Source organism: Candidatus Binataceae bacterium (assembly GCA_036495685.1).
In the GTDB taxonomy this organism is placed as follows: Bacteria; Desulfobacterota; Binatia; order Binatales; family Binataceae; genus JAFAHS01.
The window spans coordinates 22,541-40,350 of record DASXMJ010000109.1; the positions used below are offsets into that span (position 1 = coordinate 22,541).

19 protein-coding genes are annotated in these 17,810 nt (G+C 61.0%); 4 read left to right on the plus strand and 15 right to left on the minus strand.

Annotated features, from left to right (window positions below):
• Positions 1 to 27 precede the first annotated feature (27 nt).
• The 4 genes from mutM to VGI36_10995 form a co-directional block, all read right to left on the minus strand.
• Positions 28 to 861 carry a bifunctional DNA-formamidopyrimidine glycosylase/DNA-(apurinic or apyrimidinic site) lyase gene (gene mutM, locus VGI36_10980; GenBank protein ID HEY2485666.1) on the minus strand — a complete coding sequence of 278 codons (834 nt, stop codon included), beginning with the start codon at positions 859 to 861 and terminating at the stop codon, positions 28 to 30.
• The gene (rsmA, locus tag VGI36_10985) at positions 854 to 1,747 is read right to left on the minus strand and encodes a 16S rRNA (adenine(1518)-N(6)/adenine(1519)-N(6))-dimethyltransferase RsmA (protein HEY2485667.1); all 894 of its coding nucleotides are present in this window, start codon (positions 1,745 to 1,747) and stop codon (positions 854 to 856) included. Before rsmA ends, mutM begins: the two co-directional genes overlap by 8 nt.
• A 153-nt stretch (positions 1,748 to 1,900) precedes the next feature.
• On the minus strand, positions 1,901 to 2,905 hold the full coding sequence (gene tsaD, locus VGI36_10990) for a tRNA (adenosine(37)-N6)-threonylcarbamoyltransferase complex transferase subunit TsaD (protein ID HEY2485668.1): 1,005 nt from the start codon (positions 2,903 to 2,905) through the stop codon (positions 1,901 to 1,903).
• Between the two features lie 167 nt (positions 2,906 to 3,072).
• Positions 3,073 to 3,645 carry a tetratricopeptide repeat protein gene (locus VGI36_10995; GenBank protein HEY2485669.1) on the minus strand — a complete coding sequence of 191 codons (573 nt, stop codon included), beginning with the start codon at positions 3,643 to 3,645 and terminating at the stop codon, positions 3,073 to 3,075.
• Positions 3,646 to 3,694: 49 nt separating this feature from the next.
• Between VGI36_10995 and VGI36_11000 the strand changes: the two genes are divergently transcribed.
• A complete protein-coding gene (locus VGI36_11000; protein ID HEY2485670.1) occupies positions 3,695 to 3,838 on the plus strand; it encodes a hypothetical protein in 144 nt (47 codons plus the stop codon).
• A gap of 118 nt (positions 3,839 to 3,956) precedes the next feature.
• On the opposite strand, the gene VGI36_11005 is transcribed toward VGI36_11000, so the two are convergent.
• The 5 genes from VGI36_11005 to VGI36_11025 form a co-directional block, all read right to left on the minus strand.
• Positions 3,957 to 6,302: a PBP1A family penicillin-binding protein gene (locus VGI36_11005; protein HEY2485671.1), complete on the minus strand. Its 2,346-nt coding sequence runs from the start codon at positions 6,300 to 6,302 to the stop codon at positions 3,957 to 3,959.
• 81 nt (positions 6,303 to 6,383) lie between these two features.
• On the minus strand, positions 6,384 to 7,790 hold the full coding sequence (locus VGI36_11010; protein ID HEY2485672.1) for a DegQ family serine endoprotease: 1,407 nt from the start codon (positions 7,788 to 7,790) through the stop codon (positions 6,384 to 6,386).
• Between the two features lie 24 nt (positions 7,791 to 7,814).
• Positions 7,815 to 8,246 carry a DUF1844 domain-containing protein gene (locus tag VGI36_11015; protein ID HEY2485673.1) on the minus strand — a complete coding sequence of 144 codons (432 nt, stop codon included), beginning with the start codon at positions 8,244 to 8,246 and terminating at the stop codon, positions 7,815 to 7,817.
• Positions 8,247 to 8,256: 10 nt separating this feature from the next.
• Positions 8,257 to 9,108, minus strand: a complete 852-nt coding sequence (htpX, locus tag VGI36_11020) for a zinc metalloprotease HtpX (protein HEY2485674.1) — start codon at positions 9,106 to 9,108, stop codon at positions 8,257 to 8,259.
• 143 nt (positions 9,109 to 9,251) lie between these two features.
• The gene (locus tag VGI36_11025; protein ID HEY2485675.1) at positions 9,252 to 10,169 is read right to left on the minus strand and encodes a glycosyltransferase family 9 protein; all 918 of its coding nucleotides are present in this window, start codon (positions 10,167 to 10,169) and stop codon (positions 9,252 to 9,254) included.
• A 115-nt stretch (positions 10,170 to 10,284) separates the two neighbouring features.
• Between VGI36_11025 and cysK the strand changes: the two genes are divergently transcribed.
• Together cysK and larE are read left to right on the plus strand one after the other, a co-directional pair.
• Complete coding sequence (gene cysK, locus VGI36_11030; protein HEY2485676.1) at positions 10,285 to 11,220, plus strand: cysteine synthase A; 936 nt, start codon at positions 10,285 to 10,287, stop codon at positions 11,218 to 11,220.
• Between the two features lie 13 nt (positions 11,221 to 11,233).
• A complete protein-coding gene (gene larE, locus VGI36_11035) occupies positions 11,234 to 12,067 on the plus strand; it encodes an ATP-dependent sacrificial sulfur transferase LarE (protein ID HEY2485677.1) in 834 nt (277 codons plus the stop codon).
• Positions 12,068 to 12,109: 42 nt separating this feature from the next.
• Here larE and ispD read toward each other — a convergent pair whose 3' ends face one another.
• From ispD to VGI36_11060, 5 genes are all read right to left on the minus strand, one after another.
• Entirely contained in the window at positions 12,110 to 12,796 is a 687-nt protein-coding gene (gene ispD, locus VGI36_11040) for a 2-C-methyl-D-erythritol 4-phosphate cytidylyltransferase (protein HEY2485678.1), read from the minus strand.
• A 6-nt stretch (positions 12,797 to 12,802) separates the two neighbouring features.
• Entirely contained in the window at positions 12,803 to 14,119 is a 1,317-nt protein-coding gene (locus tag VGI36_11045; GenBank protein ID HEY2485679.1) for an alpha/beta fold hydrolase, read from the minus strand.
• Between the two features lie 96 nt (positions 14,120 to 14,215).
• Entirely contained in the window at positions 14,216 to 14,719 is a 504-nt protein-coding gene (locus VGI36_11050; protein ID HEY2485680.1) for a CarD family transcriptional regulator, read from the minus strand.
• 221 nt (positions 14,720 to 14,940) lie between these two features.
• Positions 14,941 to 15,390 carry a ribosomal protein S18-alanine N-acetyltransferase gene (gene rimI, locus VGI36_11055; protein HEY2485681.1) on the minus strand — a complete coding sequence of 150 codons (450 nt, stop codon included), beginning with the start codon at positions 15,388 to 15,390 and terminating at the stop codon, positions 14,941 to 14,943.
• Between the two features lie 60 nt (positions 15,391 to 15,450).
• The gene (locus tag VGI36_11060; protein ID HEY2485682.1) at positions 15,451 to 16,890 is read right to left on the minus strand and encodes a 4Fe-4S dicluster domain-containing protein; all 1,440 of its coding nucleotides are present in this window, start codon (positions 16,888 to 16,890) and stop codon (positions 15,451 to 15,453) included.
• A 279-nt stretch (positions 16,891 to 17,169) separates the two neighbouring features.
• Between VGI36_11060 and VGI36_11065 the strand changes: the two genes are divergently transcribed.
• A complete protein-coding gene (locus tag VGI36_11065) occupies positions 17,170 to 17,448 on the plus strand; it encodes a hypothetical protein (protein ID HEY2485683.1) in 279 nt (92 codons plus the stop codon).
• Between the two features lie 151 nt (positions 17,449 to 17,599).
• On the opposite strand, the gene VGI36_11070 is transcribed toward VGI36_11065, so the two are convergent.
• Positions 17,600 to 17,810 (minus strand): hypothetical protein (locus VGI36_11070; protein HEY2485684.1); only part of this gene is annotated, 211 nt, incomplete at its 5' end.

A 17,810-nucleotide genomic window follows, 5' to 3' on the forward strand; every position in this document is an offset into this window, starting at 1 on the left:
TCGGGTCGGCGCGCGGCGTGCGGTTATTCATTTCTGGCAGGTTGGACAGTAGAAGCTCGCGCGTTGGCCTATCATCACGCTTTTGATCGGGGTTGAGCATCGGTAGCACTTTTCCCCTGCGCGCCCATAGACCTGCAGGCGATCCGCGAAAGCTCCCGGGCGGCCTTCCGAGTCGCGATAGTTGCGAAACGTCGTGCCGCGCCGATCAATCGCGTCGCGCAGGATTATCGGTATGAACTGGGCGATGCGCTCGATCTCCTCGCGTTTCAGACGGCCAGCGCGACGCGTCGGACGTACGCCCGCGCGATATAGCACCTCGGAGGCGTAGATGTTGCCGACCCCGGCTACGATGCGCTGAGCCATGATCAGGTTTTTGATTGCGACCTTGCGACCCCGGGCCTGGGCGGCGAGATAGTCGGCGTTGAACGCCTCCGAGAGCGGTTCCGGGCCGAGCCCTTTCATTTCGTGCAGAGCGGGAAGCGCGGCGCGTGCGACCAGGCGCACCATTCCGAAGCGACGCGGGTCGTTGAAGACCAGCCGGGTGCCATTGTCGAGTCTGAACTCGACATGATCGTGGCGACGGTTGAACTCCGAGGAATCGAAATCGCTGTCGCGGCAGGTGAGGCTCCCGCTCATCCCGAGGTGAACTAGGACGACGTCCTCGCCGTCGAGCTCCAAAATCAGGTACTTGGCACGCCGCCCGATCGTTTCGATCCGCCGCCCCCGGATACGCGGGCCGAAGTTGGCGGTGACTTTGCGGCGCAGCGGCAGACGGCCGATTCGGGTGCCCACAATCGTCCTGCCGACCACGCTGCGTCCAAGGATTTGTCTGAGTGATTCGACCTCCGGGAGTTCAGGCATTGGACCCCGCAAGGAGCGGCCGCAGGTGACGCGCGAGGCGGACGAAGTCGGGACTCGGGAGCGTCTCGGCACGGGCGCCCGGATCGATCGCGGCGGCGCGCAGTGTTGCATCGACCGGGCCCGCGTTCAAGCGCAGCGCGTGCGCAATCGAATTGCGCAAGGTCTTGCGCGGCGCGGAAAATGCGGCGCGAATGGTTTCGAGCACGGCGGACTCCTCTTCGCTATTAAAGATCGGGCGCGGCTGCGGCTCAAAGATCAGGACTTCGGCGTCGATCCGGGGCCGCGGATGAAAATTGCCGGCGGATACGCGGAAGTGGGATTCCACTTTGAAATAAAGCGCGGTGAAAACGGTGAGCGCACCGTATGACGGCTCCCCGGCGCGGGCGCGAATCCGCTCGGCGACCTCGCGCTGGAACATCAACACCATACGCGAGATTCCCGCGCGGTAGGCACACAGTCGGGAGAGAATTGCCGCGGCGGCGTTGAAGGGCAGGTTGCCAATTACTTTGGTCGGTACGCGATCGCAGAGCGCGGCGAAATCGGCCTTCAAGAAATCGGCGTTCACTATGCGTACGCGGCGATCACCGACAAAGCGTTGTTCGAGTTGCGTGGCGAGCAAAGGTTCGAGCTCGACCAGCGTAAGCTTCGAGAGCGGGTGCGCCGCGATGCGTTCGCTCAGGATTCCGAGCCCCGGACCGATTTCGAGCACGCGGTCCTCGGGGGCGAGGTGTGCGGCCGCGACGATGCGATTTGCTATCGCCACCTGGACGAGAAAATTCTGACCACGCGATTTGCGGGGGCGGACTCCAATCGCGCTCAGCGCGGTGCCTGCGCGCAGGGCGCGGTGCTCGGCCGTGCGCAGCGGGCGGAGGTTTCGTGGTGACATGGTTGGCTTCACCGTAGCGTCAAAGGTCTTCGCTGAAAAGTAAGGGGGCGTCAGTGGAATCGTGAGGGTCGCAGGCGCAAGAAAGCCAATCGGGCGGACCAGATCGGTCCGCCCATCCACGGGTGGGAGTCTGCGTCGCGACCTCCCCCCGAGTTAGAGTGGGAGGTTCGCTGCCGCGTCTATGGTCAGATCGTCGCGACCGCCCTGCAGGAGGCGCCAGCCGCCCGCCAGCGCGATCATAGCGGCGTTGTCAGTGCAGTATTTGAGTGAGGGTGCAATCACCTTGAAACCTTCGTCGGCGGCCGCCGCGGTGAGGCATTCGCGCAGGCGCGAGTTAGCCGCTACCCCACCGGTCAGAGCGATGACGCTCGCGCCGATTTCGCGGGCCGCTGCCAGGGTCGGTGCGACCAGCATATCAACGATCGCTTCCTGGAAGGACGCGGCAAGGTCTTCTCGGCGGGTTGCGCGCGCATCGTGACCGCGTAGAAAGGTAGCGACGGCGGTTTTTACCCCCGAGAAACTGAAGTCCAGCGGGGCGCCTTTCACGCGCGCACGGGGGATTCTGACGCTGCGGCGATTGCCGTATTTGGCGAGATCGTCGATGACCTTGCCGCCCGGATATCCCAGGCCCATCAGCTTGGCGACTTTGTCGAAGGCCTCGCCAGCCGCGTCATCGCGCGTGGATCCGATCTTCCGATAGCGTCCATAGTCCTCGACGGAGAACAGGGCGGTGTGCCCGCCGGAGACCACTAGCGCGAGGTAGGGCATCGCGATTTCGTTTTCGAGCAGCGGGGCAAGCAGATGGCCCTCGATGTGGTTGACGCCGACCATCGGGATGCCGGTCGCCTGCGCGATTCCTTTCGCACACATCAGACCGACCAGGAGCGAGCCGACCAATCCGGGGCCGCGCGTTACCGCGATTCCCCCGATCTCGTCCAGCGAAGCCCCGGCGCTCAAAAGCGCTCGCTGAACCACGGGTAGTATCGTGATCACGTGATTTCGCGAGGCGAGCTCGGGAACGATCCCGCCGTAGGCGCGGTGAATGTCGTCCTGGTTGGCCACGGCAGTCCCGCGAACGGTTGCGACGCCGGCGCGCATGGTTTCGACTACCGCTGCGGCCGCATCGTCGCAGGAAGATTCGATTCCTAGTATCAGCATCGCGGTTCTACGCAAAGGCAGTCATTGCAAATCTAAATTACTAGTCGCCTCGCTGGCGCGGCGAGCCGAGCGCACCTGCGCGCCGCGGGACGGACCCCAAGGCCGACCCGAGCGGTGTGCGAGTGAGACCTGCTCAGAATACTCAGCGCTCTTGGTGCGCGAAAGACTCAGTCCTCCGAGGGTGGTGGTGGCGAGTTGGGCGGCGGAGGAGGCGGAGAAGAGGCTGGTGGCGGGGGTATGGCCTCGGCCGCGGGCGGCGGCTGGTCCTCGCCGGCGGCAGAGGCGCCTTCGGGCGGGGAAAGCGATGGTGCCAGCCGGGAGTAGCCAACCCGTGCCATCAGATTTCCTGGATTCACCTGCAGCGCCTGCTGGTATGCCGCGGCCGCGGCAGTGTCGTGTCCCGACTCCTCGTAACACAAGGCCTCGAAGCCGAGCGTCTCACTCAGCCACAGCGGGTTGCGGCTTCCAAACCCGATTTCGCCTCGCTTCAGAAAGGTCATCGCCTGCGAGTAATTTTTTTTCGCGACGTAAGCGCGGCCCAGGTAGAAATATGCGTACGGATCGCTCGGATCGATCGAGACTGCGCGCGCCAGGTCGCGGCTCGCCTCGTCCGGATGGCCCTCCAGCAGTTCGCTCCGCGCCTGCTCCGCGATTCTCATCGACGCGGCCCTCGCCGGGTTTTGCTCCTTATCAATCATACCCTGCAATGACGAGTCGCTGACCCGCAGCGAAAGTGCCACGGATCCCGGCTCCAGGGGCGGGAGCTGGTCGGCTGAAGTCGGCTGTACCGTGGGCTCCAAGAAAACCTCGGAAGTCGTCGGCGCCGGACTCGGCGTGACCGTGGGCGTGCCGGAGGTTTCGCTGCCTGCCTCGGGAGTCGGCGTGGGCGTCGCAGTCGCCGTCAGATCCGCCTCCGGAATGGACTCCTCCTGAAAACGCGCGCTCTGGATTGGTCCGTCAGCCCTTGCCTGCACCGGAGTGCAAAAGAGTAACAGGGCGAGAGCAGCGAAAATTGGTCGACCGTGAACCAGCAAGTAGACGGAGGGTAACGTCAGTCGTTGGGGTCAGTCAAAGCATCGGGCGCGTGTGGCATCGCGTGATCGGACGCGGCGATGGTTCCGGGCTTGTGAACCGGGCAGATCTGGGTCGGTTCAGTGCCACGCGGAAAGACGCCGTCGGCGGTCACCGGGCACCATGGGCTCGCCTTGTAGCCGGTCAGCGGATCGACACGCTCCTCGACGATTCCCGGCGCAGCCGTGAAGTCGAGCACCGGGCGCGACGCTGTCGCAGCCTTCATGAATGTGGTCCATGCGGGTAGTGAAGCCTGGGCGCCGGTGAGGTTGAGATCCTCCTTGGAGTCGAATCCGGTCCACACCACGGTAAGCAGGTTAGGGGTGAAGCCCGCGAACCAGGCATCCTTCGCATCGTTGGTGGTGCCGGTCTTCCCAGCCGCCGGAATCTTGAAGCCCATCTGTCGCACCGGATAGCCAGTGCCGTGATTGATGACCTGTTTGAGCATGAACTGTCCCATGTATGCGAGCTCCGGTGAGATTACCTGTTCGGCACTGAGCTCGTGCCCCTCGACCACCTTGCCGTTATCATCGACCACGGCGGTGATCGCAAACGGCGGAACCGACATTCCGTAGTCGGCGATTATCGAATAGGCGGTCGCGAGTTGCATCGGCGATACTTCTATTCCCCCCAGCACGATTGAAGGGTAGGCGGGCAGATCGCCAAAGCCCATCCGTTTGGCCATCTCGAGTACCCGATCGAGTCCGATGGTGTAGGCAATTTTCGAGGTCGCCGCATTCATCGATTCTTCGAGCGCTTGTTCCAGCGTCACGCGTCCGTAGTACCGGTCTTTGTAGTTATGCGGCGACCAACTCATGTTGTCGGCGTACTGCCAGGTCCATTGCTCGTCGTCGACGTAGCTGGTAGGCAGCAGCTTCACGGGGCCGCCATCGATAGTCTCCTGGAATGCGGCTAGGTAGGTGAAGGGCTTAAAGGCAGAGCCGGGCTGTCGTTTCGATTGCGTGACGCGATTGAACTGGCTTTGCCGGTAGTCGCGTCCCCCAACCATCGCGCGGATCTTGCCGCTCTGCGGCTCGAGCGAGACCAGGCACTCCTCGAGCCGTTGACTTTCCTCCTTGCGCGCCAGGCGCGGATATTTGGCTTCGAGGTTCGCCAGGTTTCCGCGAATCGCCTTTTCCCCGAGCTTCTCCATGTGGACATCGAGAGTGGTGAAAATCCTCAGCCCCTCGGCGGTGAGCACGGCCGCGGGGTAACGGTCCGCGAGCTCCTTCTTTACATAGTCAACGAAGTAGGGTGCGTCGTTGTTTTCGGTATATACCTCGCGAGCGCGCAGCGGCTCCGCGACCGCGGCATCATAGGCGGCCTTGCTGATGTAACCTTCCTGCAGCATTGCGGCGAGTACTTCGTTGCGCCGCTGACGGGCAAGCTCCGGATGGCGCAACGGGTTAAGCCGGTTGGGTGAACTTATCATTCCGGCGATAGTCGCCATTTCGCCGAGAGTCAGATCGCGTGGTTCTTTCGAGAAATAGTATTCGGATGCTTCCCAGACCCCGTAAATCCCTTCCTGGCCGCGCCGGCCCAGGTAGATGTCATTGATATAATTCTCGAGAATTTCGTCCTTCGAGTACTTGCTCTCCGCGATGTAGGCCATCACGGCTTCCTTAATCTTGCGCCGGTAGCTGCGCTCGCTGGTGAGGAAGAAGTTCTTCATCAACTGCTGGGTAAGGGTGGATCCACCCTGGCGAATGGTATGCGAGGTCAGGTCTACGATCGCGGCCTTGATAATCCGGACCGGATCGACCCCGTGGTGTTCGTAGAAGCGATGATCTTCCGCGGCCAGGATCGCATCGACTTGAGCGGGGGGAATCTGGCTCAGCCGCACCAGCCGGCGCTGCTCCCAGTTGCCCTCGAAGATTCCACTGATCAGTTCGGGCTCCAGCTCCATCGAATAGATCGGCTTGCCGGTCCCCGGATCGCGCATCGACTGGATGACGTCGTCCCTGGACAGGCTGACTTCGACCAGTTCGCCGCCGAACTCGTGATACGGATAGAGGAAGCTGTGCAGGAAAATCTCGAGCTTGCCCGACTGAGCATCGTAGCTGTACTCGCCGCGGGTGTTGACCTGGCCGGGTTCGATGCGATGGTAGTTCAGGCGGGCGAGCCGCTCGAAGAAACCCAGGTCTCTAAGACTCTGTCCCGGATAGATGATGGTTGAGTCGGAGAAGATGCGCGAGGGAATGTTCCAGCGCTTGCCCGACATACGCGTAACTACTTCCTGCTCGAGTTCGTGGTAGTAGGTGAGGAAGTAGTAGAGCGCGGGGGGAAGGATAAAGAGGAGAAGGGCAAGCCCAACCAGCAGCAGCATCTTGGCGATGCGCCACGGTGACCATGGGCGTCGTGCTTGCGGCTGGGGCTCAGCAGGCATCGATTGGCGAAGAGCCCGCGGTCAGGCTTCGGGCTTAAGCGCGAAGTAGAGTGTCGAGTCTCCGCGTTTGACCAGCAGCAGGACGATGCTTCCCTTGCCGCCAGCCTTGAGCGCCTGCTGATAGGAACTTACGTCCTTCACCGGCGACCGATTTACTTCCAGAATCACGTCGCGGGCCTGCAAGCCGACCTCGTCGCCACGGCTGCCCGGCTCGACCCCGGAAATCAGCACCCCGCTGTCGAGTCCCAGCTCATGCGCCAGGTCCGGACTCAAGTCCTGCACGCGCAGGCCGAATGACGACGGGGTACCCGTCATCTTCGGTCGACTCTCGGCGGCCGCGAGCTCGGCTTCCTGAGATTCGGTGATGTTGGCGACGAGATCCTTTTCCTGCTTCTCGCGAACTATCTTGAAGGTCACGGTCTTGCCGAGCGGCGTTCGGGTGACCAGCAGCGGGAGTTCGCGGCGATCCTTGATCGGATGACCATCGAATTCGATGATCACGTCACCGCGCTTGACGCCCGCAATTGCCGCGGGGCTGTTCTTTATCACTTCGGCGACCAACGCGCCCCGCGCCTCCTTAAGATCCATGGACTCCGCCAGTTCGGGCGTGACCTCTTGGATCATGACGCCCAGCCATCCGTGCTTGACCTTGCCGTGGTCGCGAAGCTCGGAAAGTTCTTCCTTGACCAGGTTGATCGGGATTGCAAAGCCGATGCCCATACTCCTGCCAGTGCTCGTAAAGATGGCGGCGTTGACCCCCACCACGCCGCCGCTCAGGTCGATGAGTGGGCCGCCCGAGTTCCCCGGATTAATCGACGCATCGGTTTGAATGAACTGGTCGACGCTGTCGGGAAGGAAGCGGCCCTTGGCGCTGACCACGCCCACGGTCACCGTGTGATCGAAGCCAAAGGGATTACCAATTGCCATCACCCACTGGCCGACCTTGAGATCGTCGGAATTTCCCAGGGGCGCGACCGCGAGCTCGTGGCCCGCATCGATTTTGAGCAATGCCACGTCGGTCTTGCTATCGCCGCCGATGACCTTGGCGGTGTAGTTGTGGCCGTCCTGCAGCGTGACCGTAACCTTGCTGGGATTTTCGATCACGTGATCGTTGGTCAGGATGTAACCGTCTTTGGAAACGATAAACCCCGAACCAAGCGATTTGCCGTGTTGATGCCCGTAGGGAGCCGGGAACTCTCCCTCACTGCCGCCCTGTTCGGTTCCCTCGGTCGAAATGTTGACCACGGCGGGACTGAGTTTGGCGGCGAGATCGACGAAGTCGGGCAGCGTCTGGGCCTTGGCCACGTGGCCGCCTTCCGGGGTGTCGGTCCAGAACTGTATTTCCGATGCGGAACCAGCAGAGGAGGAAAGAATCAGCGCAGCCGACACGGCCACCGCCGCCAACATTCGAATCAGCTTAAACTGCATTTGCAAAAGGAGCGGCGCCGGGACTTACCGGGCCGATTGTCTCGCCAGTTCAACGTATTTCATACGAAGGTCGAAGAGTATCGCTTCAATCAATCCATCTTCATCACGGTCGAGATTGCCACGGGTTTTCTCCCGCAACATTCCAATTATATCGATTAGCTGCTGCGCCGCCTGAAGATCTTTGCTGCGCGCGCCCGAAACCGGGTCCGAGATCTCGCCCAGCGCCGCCAATGCCTGGGTCGAGAGACCTACCATGAAGGTGGTGAAGGTAACTTCCGGTTCCTCAGGCGGTTCCGGTGCAGCATCTCGCCGCCGTTCGGCGGCCGCAGCCTCGGGCGCGGAGGCAGCCGCCGGCGCCCGGGTTTCTTCCGGGCCGTCGGCCTTGGCCTCGCCCTCGGCGGAGAAGCGCCGCCGGTCCTGAACCGTAAAGCCCTTGTCTTTCTCTTCCGACGCCATGGTTTGCCAGCTAGGAGGTGATCCTCATCTGTTCGAGGCGGCGAATCCGTTCCTCAATAGGCGGATGGGTTGAGAACAGCCTGGCAATTCCCCGCCCGCTGAGCGGGTTAACGATAAACAGATGAGCCGTGGAGGGACTTGCGTCGAGGGGCATTCTCTCGTTGGAGGATTCCAACTTGCGCAGCGCGTTAGCCAGATTGAAGGGATTGTGGGTCAAGCGGGCGCCGCTCGCGTCGGCTTGATACTCGCGGGTGCGTGAAATCGCAAGTTGAATCATAGTGGCCGCGATCGGAGCGAGCACTGCGACGAAGATGAGGCCGAGGGCCCCGCCGCGGTCATCGTCGTCGCTGCGGCCCAGCCCGAAAATCGCGCCCCATCGTACCCACGTGGCCAGCATCATGATCGCGCCCGCCATGGTTGCGGCGATCGAACTGGTCAGGATGTCCCGGTTGATAACGTGGGACAGTTCGTGGCCCAGCACCCCCTTCAATTCCTCGCGATCGCAGATGCGCATTATGCCACGCGTGACCGCGACCGCCGCGTGACGAGGATTGCGCCCGGTGGCAAAGGCGTTGGGAGTGTCGGAATCAATCAGAAAAAGCCGGGGCATCGGGATACCCGCCGAGTGCGCGAGCTCATTTACGATCGAATAGAGTTCCGGCGCATTGCTGGCATCGAGCGGCTGTGCGCCGTACGCACGGAGCACTATGCGATCTGAAAACCAGTAACTGCCGAAGTTCATTATCACTGCGACGACGAACGCCATCTCCATCCCGCCGCGTCCGCCGAGCAGTCCTCCGATGAGCAGCAGCAAACCAGTCATCAGACCAAGCAGGAACGTTGTTCTGAGAAAACTGTTCATGATTTTAGAGCTGTCGTGAGCGAAAAGCGCCGGAAATCGCGATCCCGAAGCTACGCCACGCCTTTTTTACAGTCAATGTAATCATACAACAGGCAAATCACTCTCGAATCAAATCAACACCAGTCCCCGCATAAACCCCATCATTAGACGAGGCGGGCGCACAGAGACTGCACGACTTCGGCAACCGCAAGAGCGTCGAGCGGCTCGCGGCAGAGGACGGTTACCGCGCCGAGCGGTTGCCATCGGATGGGATCGGTCGGTCCGAAAATCACCACGCCGCGAGCCCCCGCCGCGGCCGCCAGGTGCGACACCCCCGAATCATTGCCGACGAAAACGCGCGCGCGATGGGCCAGCGCCGCAACGACTTCCAGCTCGAGGCCTTGGAGGGCGGCGACTTGCCGCTCTTGAAAACGCGCCGCCATGGTGGGTTCGGCAGGACCGAGTACCGCGATCGGTTTCACGGAGGAGGAGATGTCGCTGGCGAGCTTTACGAATCGAGCGAGAGGCCAGTTCTTGCTCAAACTCCCGCTGCCGGGGAAGATCAAGCAGAACTTGCCATGCGTCGCGCCCACCCGATGTAATACTTTATCGGCAGAGTCGAAATCGGACTTGGCCAGCTCGACACGCGATTCTAACCGGTCGCCGCAGGCGCCGATGGAATCGAGATAGACCCTGCTCAGGTGGCCATCGCCCGGTGGCCGAAAGCGGTGAAACGAGACTTCGCCGGAAGCCGCAGCACTGAGAGATCGGCGGAAGTTGTGGTCATCGGCGGCGAAAAACGTATAGATCCTGCCGAACTGACCGAAAAATGCGTGCGCGGCAGGGTCTGCTGTGGCCTCGTTGCGGAACAGGGAGCTGACTTCACGCCGATCGATCGAATGTCCGGCCTCGATGCTCATTCTGCCGACGGCGAAGCGCGCCAGTTCCGGGCGCGCCATCAGCTCAAGGGTGGCATCATGATGGCGGCGTGCGATGGCGCGGAGTGCAGGTCCCAGGCAGATGAGGTCGCCGAGCGCGCCTGGAAAAATCACGAGCGTGCGCATTGCAGGTGAGTCTAGCATCGGGGGCGGCTCCGCCGATCGCGTGGATGGCCGCAGGCTCTGCGAAATCGGTGTGATTTGCTGAGATCGTGGGGTCAGGTCGCAAAGCGGGCTCAAATACCGCTAAAATTGAAGCATGCCGATCAGCGTTGCGCATTCTCCTTTGGAACTCGTTGGGCACACACCGGTGGTCCGGCTTAACCGGATTCCCGGAAAAGACGACGCCGAGATTTGGGCCAAGCTCGAAAATTTTAACCCCGGTGGCAGCGTCAAGGATCGGATTTGTCTGGCGATGATCGAGGATGCCGAGAAGAGCGGGCGCATCAAGCCGGGGGACACTATCGTCGAGCCCACCTCGGGCAATACCGGAATCGGCCTCGCGCTGGTTGCGGCGGTCAAGGGCTATAACCTGATTCTCACGATGCCGGACACCATGAGCGAGGAACGACGTTCGTTGCTGGTCGCGTACGGAGCCAAGCTCGTGCTTACGCCCGACACGCGTGGAATGCACGGCGCGATCGCCAAGGCCGAGGAGCTGTGCCGGGAAAATCCGCGCTACTTCATGCCGCAGCAATTCAGCAATCCCGCCAATCCCGAAATTCACTATCGGACCACCGGGCCCGAGCTGATGGAACAGCTCCCGAAGATCGACGCCTTCGTGTCGGGCGTCGGCACCGGCGGCACTATATCCGGAGCGGGCCGTTACCTGCACGAGCATTCGAAGAACCAGGTGCTGGTAGTCGCGGTTGAGCCGGCAAATTCGCCGGTGCTGTCAGGCGGGGAGGCCGGCTTTCACAAGATCCAAGGAATCGGCGCCGGCTTCGTGCCTAAAAACCTCGACACCAACGCGTACAATGAAATAGTCAAGGTGAGCGACGAGGACGCGGCGGAATTCTCGCGGCGCCTTGCGCGCGAAGAAGGAATCTTGGTCGGGATTTCCTCGGGAGCGAATTGTTGCGCAGGCCTACAAATCGCGCAGCGTCTGGGGAAAGGGAAGGTTGTCGCGGTGGTGTTCTGTGACACCGGCGAGCGCTATCTGACCACCGACTTATTTCAGGCCGAAGGAATCTGATCCAGGGAGCGCGATGACCGAGCAGTTGCAGCAGAAACTCGACCAGCTCCGCGCGATCTTCGTGCCGATGCGATCGGTGATGGTCGCTTTCTCCGGCGGGGTCGATTCGACATTTGTGCTCAGGGTTGCGCATGACACGATTGGGGAGCGGGTGATCGCGCTGACCACCACTTCGCCCACGATGCCGGATGAGGATCGCGACACCGCCGTCAAGATGGCCGCCGAGATCGGCGCGCGCCATCTGGTGATCGATTCCAATGAACTGGAAATTCCCGGCTATGCGGCCAATCCGATCAATCGCTGCTACCTGTGTAAGACCAACCTCTTCGAGATCTGCGAAGCACGGGCGACTGCCCTGGGAATCGGCGAAATTGTCGACGGGCTAAACCTCGACGACCTCCACGACTACCGGCCCGGGATGAAAGCGGCCGCCGAGCGGCGGGTACGCCACCCCCTGGTCGAGGCCGAGTTGAGCAAGGCGGAGATTCGCGAATTGTCGCGCTCGCTGGGCTTACGGACTTGGGACCGGCCCGCGTCGCCGTGCCTGTCTTCTCGCTTCCCCTATGGCACCGAGATTACGCCCGAGGGACTGCGCAAGGTGGCGGAGGGCGAGAAGCTCCTGCATGCGCTCGGGTTCCGCGTGGCCCGGGTGCGCTATCACGGCGAAGTCGCGCGGATCGAGCTGGAGCGCGATCAAATCGCGCGTGTTTTCGAGCCGGAAATTCGCGACACCGTGGAGCGGGAGCTGAAACGGGTAGGATTTCGGTTCGTGACGATTGACCTCAAAGGGTTTCGCTCGGGATCGCTCAACGAGGGAATCGTCACTCCCGCCCCTTCGCGGGGTTAGGTCAGAGAGCCGGATTCTTCCGGGCTGTAGGCCCGCCGAGTTTTATCGTCGGTTTTGTCGCTCTAACAGCGCCGTCGCCAGTTCCAGGTCTGCCTCGGTGGTAATCTTCAGGTTTGGGGTGGTGCACTCGACCACTTCGACTCGGGTGCCGATGCGTTCGGCGAGGTCCGCGTCGTCGGTCACCGCAACATGATCGCGCATCGCACGATCGTGGGCGGCAACTATCAGCTCGCGACGAAACGCTTGCGGTGTTTGTGCTTGCCAGAGATCGTAACGAGGGACGGTGGCGCTTATCGCGTGGCCGGCGTCGACCCGCTTGAGGCTGTCGGCGACCGGTATTGCCGCGATCGCACCGCCGGCGCGGTTGGCCGCGGCTAGACATGCCTCGAAGATCTGCGCGCTTGCCAAGGGACGCGCCGCGTCGTGAATGACGACCAGTTCGCTTTGCGCAGAGGTGAGCTCGAGCGCGATTTGCACAGAATCCTGGCGCTCGGCGCCGCCGGGAGTGATTTTCACCGGAATCGACAGGGTCGAAGCTGCGCGGCGCGCCGCGGCTTCCCTTCCAGCGGGAACCGCGATGACCACTTCCTCGATTGCCCTAACCTGCGCGATGGTCGCGAGCGACCAGGAAAGCATGGTGCGACCCGCAAGCGCCACGAAGGCCTTGGGTTCGCTGCGACCAAGCCGGCTACCGCCTCCAGCCGCGACAATGATCGCCGAGGCCTTCATTCTAGGTCATTTGGAAAGGGGATGTTCGATGAATGCGGTCATGGCGTCGATGACCTTTACATCGACGTGCCCTGGCTCGCCGTACTCTTGCTTGTTGGGTTTTCCGGTCCCGGCAATAAACAAATGATTTAGTGCCGGGAAGGTCTCCACGCGAACGTGGTCGACGCCCTTGAGGCCTTCCTGCCAATGCTCGATGTCCTGGTCGATCACCTGGTAGTCGCGTCCGCCGTGAAGGATGAGGATGGGTATACGGAGCTGGCGTGCAATCGCGACCTCGTCGCGTGCCTCGAGATCGTAGTAATAAGACGCCGGCGCACCCAGGAAGTTCTCGGTGGGCGGCATCAGGTGGTTGTCCAGCTGGTTGGCCTTCTGTTCCAGTTCGTCCAACTGCTCATGCGAAGCTTCCCCAAGAAAGCGCATCTGCTGGACGTTCATTTCGCCGAACTTTCGGCCGCTCGGGGCGAGAAGGATCAACCCACGCACCGGAGCAGCTTTAAGCGCAACCTCGGGCGCGATGGTTGCTCCCAGGCTGTGTCCGGCGACGAAAATCTGATTGCGGTCGACCTCCGGGCGTGAGCGCAAAAGATTGACCGCCGCGATCGCGTCGTCGAGATACTCTTCTTTAACCGTGATGTGCTGCAGATCCATTTTCGCAGCATAGTCATGAGTGCGCTTGTCGTAACGCAGCACCGCTATTGCGCGTGAGCTCAAGGCCTCGGCGATGTCCTTGAAGATATGATTGGGTCCCACGCTCTCATCCATGTCGTTGGGTCCCGATCCCCCCAGTAAGACGACCGCCGGCCACGGACCCCTGCCGTTGGCCGGAACGGTCAGAAGTCCGGGCAATAGGTAGGGCGCCGCACCTACATGGACGTCGATCGAGTGAAAGCTATTTGCTTCCGCGTATGGAGGAGAGGTGGCCGGGGGATCTGGAACAAAGTGTATCCCAGAAATCTCGCCGCTCCGCGGATTGACCGCGAGCAGCAATGCCAGGTCCGAATTACGTTCGAACTCTAGCGGAGCGACGACAATGTCCTGGCCGCTCAGCGCGCTGCGCCGGGCAATTTTCCAACTAAGGAGTTTGCCATTGGCGCCAGTCAACCCCTGCCAGACTGCGCGCAGTTGTTGAGGGGTCAGTGCAGCCTTCATCGCGCCGTCGAAATGCGCGGTTGCAGCGTCGAAGAGTCCGTCGCGCAGGTCGCTCATCAGTTCATCACAGCGCTTATCTGCTGTTTCGGACGCAAAGGCGCCCATGGATGAGAGCACCATCGCGCCCAAGATGACGGACACCATCACCCACGCGCCTCGCCCCGCTCGCTTCATCACGGCCCCTTCTTAGCGCGGACCTGTTGAGGAAACTAAAAGGGATCGGTGATTAGCCGATCCCTTGGAAGTCCATCTTGAATAGATATTCCCGCGTCAGTTGGCGAAAATGGTCTTGAGCTCTTCCATAATTTTTTCCTCGGGATGCGATTTCGCGATGGAGAGCTCTTTTACCAGCAGGCTGCGAGCAGTATCGAGCATCTTGCGTTCGCCAAACGACAGTTCCTTGTCACCCTTAAGAACCAGCAGGTCGCGGAGGACCTTTGCGATTTCGAGCGGGGAACCGGTCTTTATCTTTTCCGTGTACTCGCGGTAGCGGCGATTCCAGGTCTGTGTATCGACCTCGACCTTGCGCTGGCGCAAAATCCGGTAGATTTTGTCGACCATATCCTTGCCGATCACCCGGCGCAGACCTACCTGCTCCACGTTTTCGGTGGGGATCATTATCGTCATCTTTTCGGCACCGAGAATTCGCAGCATGTAAAATTTGCGCTCGGTACCGGAGATTACCCGCATCTGGATGTCATCAATAACCGCCACGCCGTGAGCGGGATAAACAACCTTTTCGCCTTTTTTGAATGAGAGGTGAGAGTCTTTCACGCTGAATACTGAGGCACTCTTCACAGGCGTTCGATTTCAGTCCGGTTAATGACCTCCCCGGTTCATTACCTTTCTGATGATGCCTGGATTGCATATTGATTATGACACACTCTCACGGCTTTTGTAACCCTGAATGCGAAATAGCGTGGAAAGTGCAACCCGGGAAAACAATGTTTGGAAATATCGCGTATCTTGAGAGTATATTTGGCTAGTTGTGACAGCTATAAGCGAAGTTCCATCACGATCGCATCTTCTCCGGGACCGTAGTAATGCCTTCTCAAACGGCGTTCTTCGAAATCGAATTTTCGATATAGACGACGCGCCGCCAGATTCGATCGTCGGACCTCGAGGGTAACCACATCGGCACTTTTCTGCCGTGCCTCGGCAATCGTGGCCCCGAGCAGACGTGCTCCCAGACCGAACCTGCGATGGTCGGGATGAACGGCTACGTTGAGAACGTGGCATTCGTCTGCCACCAGCCATCGACATAGGAAGCCATCGGGTGGTGCGGTGCGGTCTTCACCCGAAACCGCAACCGTCAAGCGCGAAAAGGGGAGGGTTAGCTCGCGACGAAAGGCACCCAGGCTCCACGGGGTCGGGAAGGCGAGCTGCTCGATCTCTACGATTCGAAGAAGGTCGCGAAGTGAGGCGTCCCGAATATGGATCGCCATCGAGTACACCACCGAGTCCGGCTCGTGAGCCGTCCGCCCCTGCGACGGGCGCAACCGAGGTCAGGCGGCGTTTTTCAGTTCGCCCGTCTCACCCTTGAGGACCACGATCTCTATCACCTTATCACGAAGGCGATGCTTAAACGCCGCAACTTGTTTGCCAAACTCGATCCGCGTCATGAAGTCGGCGGGAAACGCCGAGGAGACGTAAGAGAGCCGCCGCAGCGCTTCGCCGCGTACGCTTGCGTGGATGGTAAGGACGTTGTCGCCGAGCGCGATGCTGTAGTCGTAGTCCGGCATCTCGTCGGGCAGGTTCCACAGGCGCTTGAGGGACGACGCGGGCAGCTTGCGTGGCATCTCCAGGCGGACGAGGTACGCATTGGCGTATTCCTTGACCGTGTAGACGGTGCCGTACCGGCGATCGCGTTCCAGCTTCTCGTCGTGCAGATTGGTCTGGAAGCCATCGAACGCGACCTTGCGTTCAACCTTGCGGCCCTTCGCGCCGCCGCGCGTCAGGACCGCTCCAAGCGGGGCAATGGCAAGGCCATAGATCGCAGCGCGGTAGATCATTTCACTTGCCGGCTTGGCGTGCAGAATTCCTTCCCGCAGGCGCCATACTGTTTCCACGATCGCTACTACCACACCCAGGAAAATCCATCCGCGCGTCGCGATTGAGAATACCGAATCGCCCAGGAGCACCGCAGCCGCAGCGGTCAGAATCGCCGGGTATAGGATCAGGTTCAGGATGATGTTGAGCGCGGTCGAACGTGCGCGCGAAAAGCCCGACGGCGAGCCGACCGCCTCTTCGAGCATCGCCTTGGTCGAATCAGGCATCGCGCCGAGGACCGGTTCGAGCAGGCGAAGAGCAACCCGGACCGGGCCAGGGGCGCCCTTCACTGGCGCCGTGTCCACGGTGGCCAGGACAGTCTCGAAGTCTTCGTTCAGTTCGCCCTCGAAGTGTTTGTCCCCAATCGGTCCGGGCAATGCGCCGACGTCCTTGGGAAGGTTTACCATCGCGATCGGCGCGGCGATTGCGCTCGACACGGGCGCAGCGGGCGCCGCCTGGGGTGCCGCTGGTGGGGCCGGCGCAGGCTTGGGCGCTGCGGCGGCAGTCGGAGCTGCGCCGTTGGTCTCGGCGCCTGCGGCCGGCGGGGAAGGTTGTGTGCCGCCCTCCTTGAGAAACCGCGAAGGTGCGTCGTCGGGAATCGTCAGGTCGGGGTGAAGGGTCCGCGCGCGCGCCAGCAACACGCCTTGGATCTCGGGGTTGTTCGGGTCAGGAACGCAGCAGTCGACCGGGCAGACCGCGGCGCATGCTTCGTGATCGTGAAAACCGACGCATTCGGTGCACTTGGAGGGAACGATGTAATAGATATCTTGTGCGATAGCAGGGTTTACTTGGCCATTGAGTTCCCATTCCACTCCGCCGCCGTATATCGCGGTGTTTGGGCATTCTGGCTCGCAAGCACCGCAGTTGATGCATTCGCTCGTTATGGTGGTCGACATTCGCTAACCCCGGGCTTAGTCTTTTTTTAAAATCGATCGTCGAATAGCAGACTTTCGATTCTTACAGATCGGACGATAACTGTAGCAAGTTTTACCTGTCAACTAAGGCTTTCCAAATTTGCCTAATGGACAGGAGTTGGGAGTACTGACTTCGCGCTTGCGTTGGGTGAATCGATTTGTAACTATCCCTCAAGTCCAGGCGCCCCGAAGGGGATTGATCTGGGCATTTCGACAGAGCTTGAACTGCTGATGGGACCGGAACTCAGGAGGTAAGGTCGAATGAAAACAATGCTATGTCTGCTTGTGGGGGTTTCGCTTTTCGCGCTGACGGCCTGCGGACCGGACATGCGGGTCATCAATAACGCCAGTGAGAAGGCAGAAGCCGACGCCACCCAGGCGGAGGCGGCAGCAAATTCGGCCGAGGCTTCAGCGAATCAGGCTGATACCGCCGCCAATCAGGCCAACCAGGCAGCGTCGGGGGCAGAGGATGCAGTGCGTCGCGCGAACGACGCGGTGTCGCGCCTCGAGGCGTACTTCGCAAGCTCGGTTACGAAGTAAAAACCGATCTTTTACCGACAAGAAAATGGCGGAAGGACAGCAGCCCTTCCGCCATTTTAGTTACTTACTCTCGAAGCCGAGTGGGCCGGCCGGCGGTTCGCGATCGTTATTTTTGGGACCGGGGCGTTGCCGCCTGAGTACGATCCATTGTTTAACGGGAAGGCGAAGGAGACGCTTGCGGCTTTAGCGCGTCGCGAACATGCTCGCGGAGAGCATCGTTTCGCTCGATGCGATCTTCGAGGCTGCGGAAAGCCGATACGCTGAGTCCCTGTGCCGAAGCCGCCTGCTCAACCGTCAGATTGCGGTTGTGCTGCATGGCCTGATAGACCTTGATGTACTTGTCAACGTCCTGCGGTGGTACA

Coding starts and splice junctions, on each gene's coding strand:
- mutM (HEY2485666.1), bottom strand. CDS start 861: ATGCCTGAACTCCCGGAGGTCGAATCACTCAGACAAATCCTTGGACGC.
- rsmA (HEY2485667.1), bottom strand. CDS start 1,747: ATGTCACCACGAAACCTCCGCCCGCTGCGCACGGCCGAGCACCGCGCC.
- tsaD (HEY2485668.1), bottom strand. CDS start 2,905: ATGCTGATACTAGGAATCGAATCTTCCTGCGACGATGCGGCCGCAGCG.
- VGI36_11005 (HEY2485671.1), bottom strand. CDS start 6,302: ATGCTGCTGCTGGTTGGGCTTGCCCTTCTCCTCTTTATCCTTCCCCCC.
- VGI36_11010 (HEY2485672.1), bottom strand. CDS start 7,790: ATGCAGTTTAAGCTGATTCGAATGTTGGCGGCGGTGGCCGTGTCGGCT.
- VGI36_11015 (HEY2485673.1), bottom strand. CDS start 8,246: ATGGCGTCGGAAGAGAAAGACAAGGGCTTTACGGTTCAGGACCGGCGG.
- htpX (HEY2485674.1), bottom strand. CDS start 9,108: ATGAACAGTTTTCTCAGAACAACGTTCCTGCTTGGTCTGATGACTGGT.
- VGI36_11025 (HEY2485675.1), bottom strand. CDS start 10,169: ATGCTAGACTCACCTGCAATGCGCACGCTCGTGATTTTTCCAGGCGCG.
- cysK (HEY2485676.1), top strand. CDS start 10,285: ATGCCGATCAGCGTTGCGCATTCTCCTTTGGAACTCGTTGGGCACACA.
- larE (HEY2485677.1), top strand. CDS start 11,234: ATGACCGAGCAGTTGCAGCAGAAACTCGACCAGCTCCGCGCGATCTTC.
- ispD (HEY2485678.1), bottom strand. CDS start 12,796: ATGAAGGCCTCGGCGATCATTGTCGCGGCTGGAGGCGGTAGCCGGCTT.
- VGI36_11045 (HEY2485679.1), bottom strand. CDS start 14,119: ATGAAGCGAGCGGGGCGAGGCGCGTGGGTGATGGTGTCCGTCATCTTG.
- rimI (HEY2485681.1), bottom strand. CDS start 15,390: ATGGCGATCCATATTCGGGACGCCTCACTTCGCGACCTTCTTCGAATC.
- VGI36_11060 (HEY2485682.1), bottom strand. CDS start 16,890: ATGTCGACCACCATAACGAGCGAATGCATCAACTGCGGTGCTTGCGAG.
- VGI36_11065 (HEY2485683.1), top strand. CDS start 17,170: ATGAAAACAATGCTATGTCTGCTTGTGGGGGTTTCGCTTTTCGCGCTG.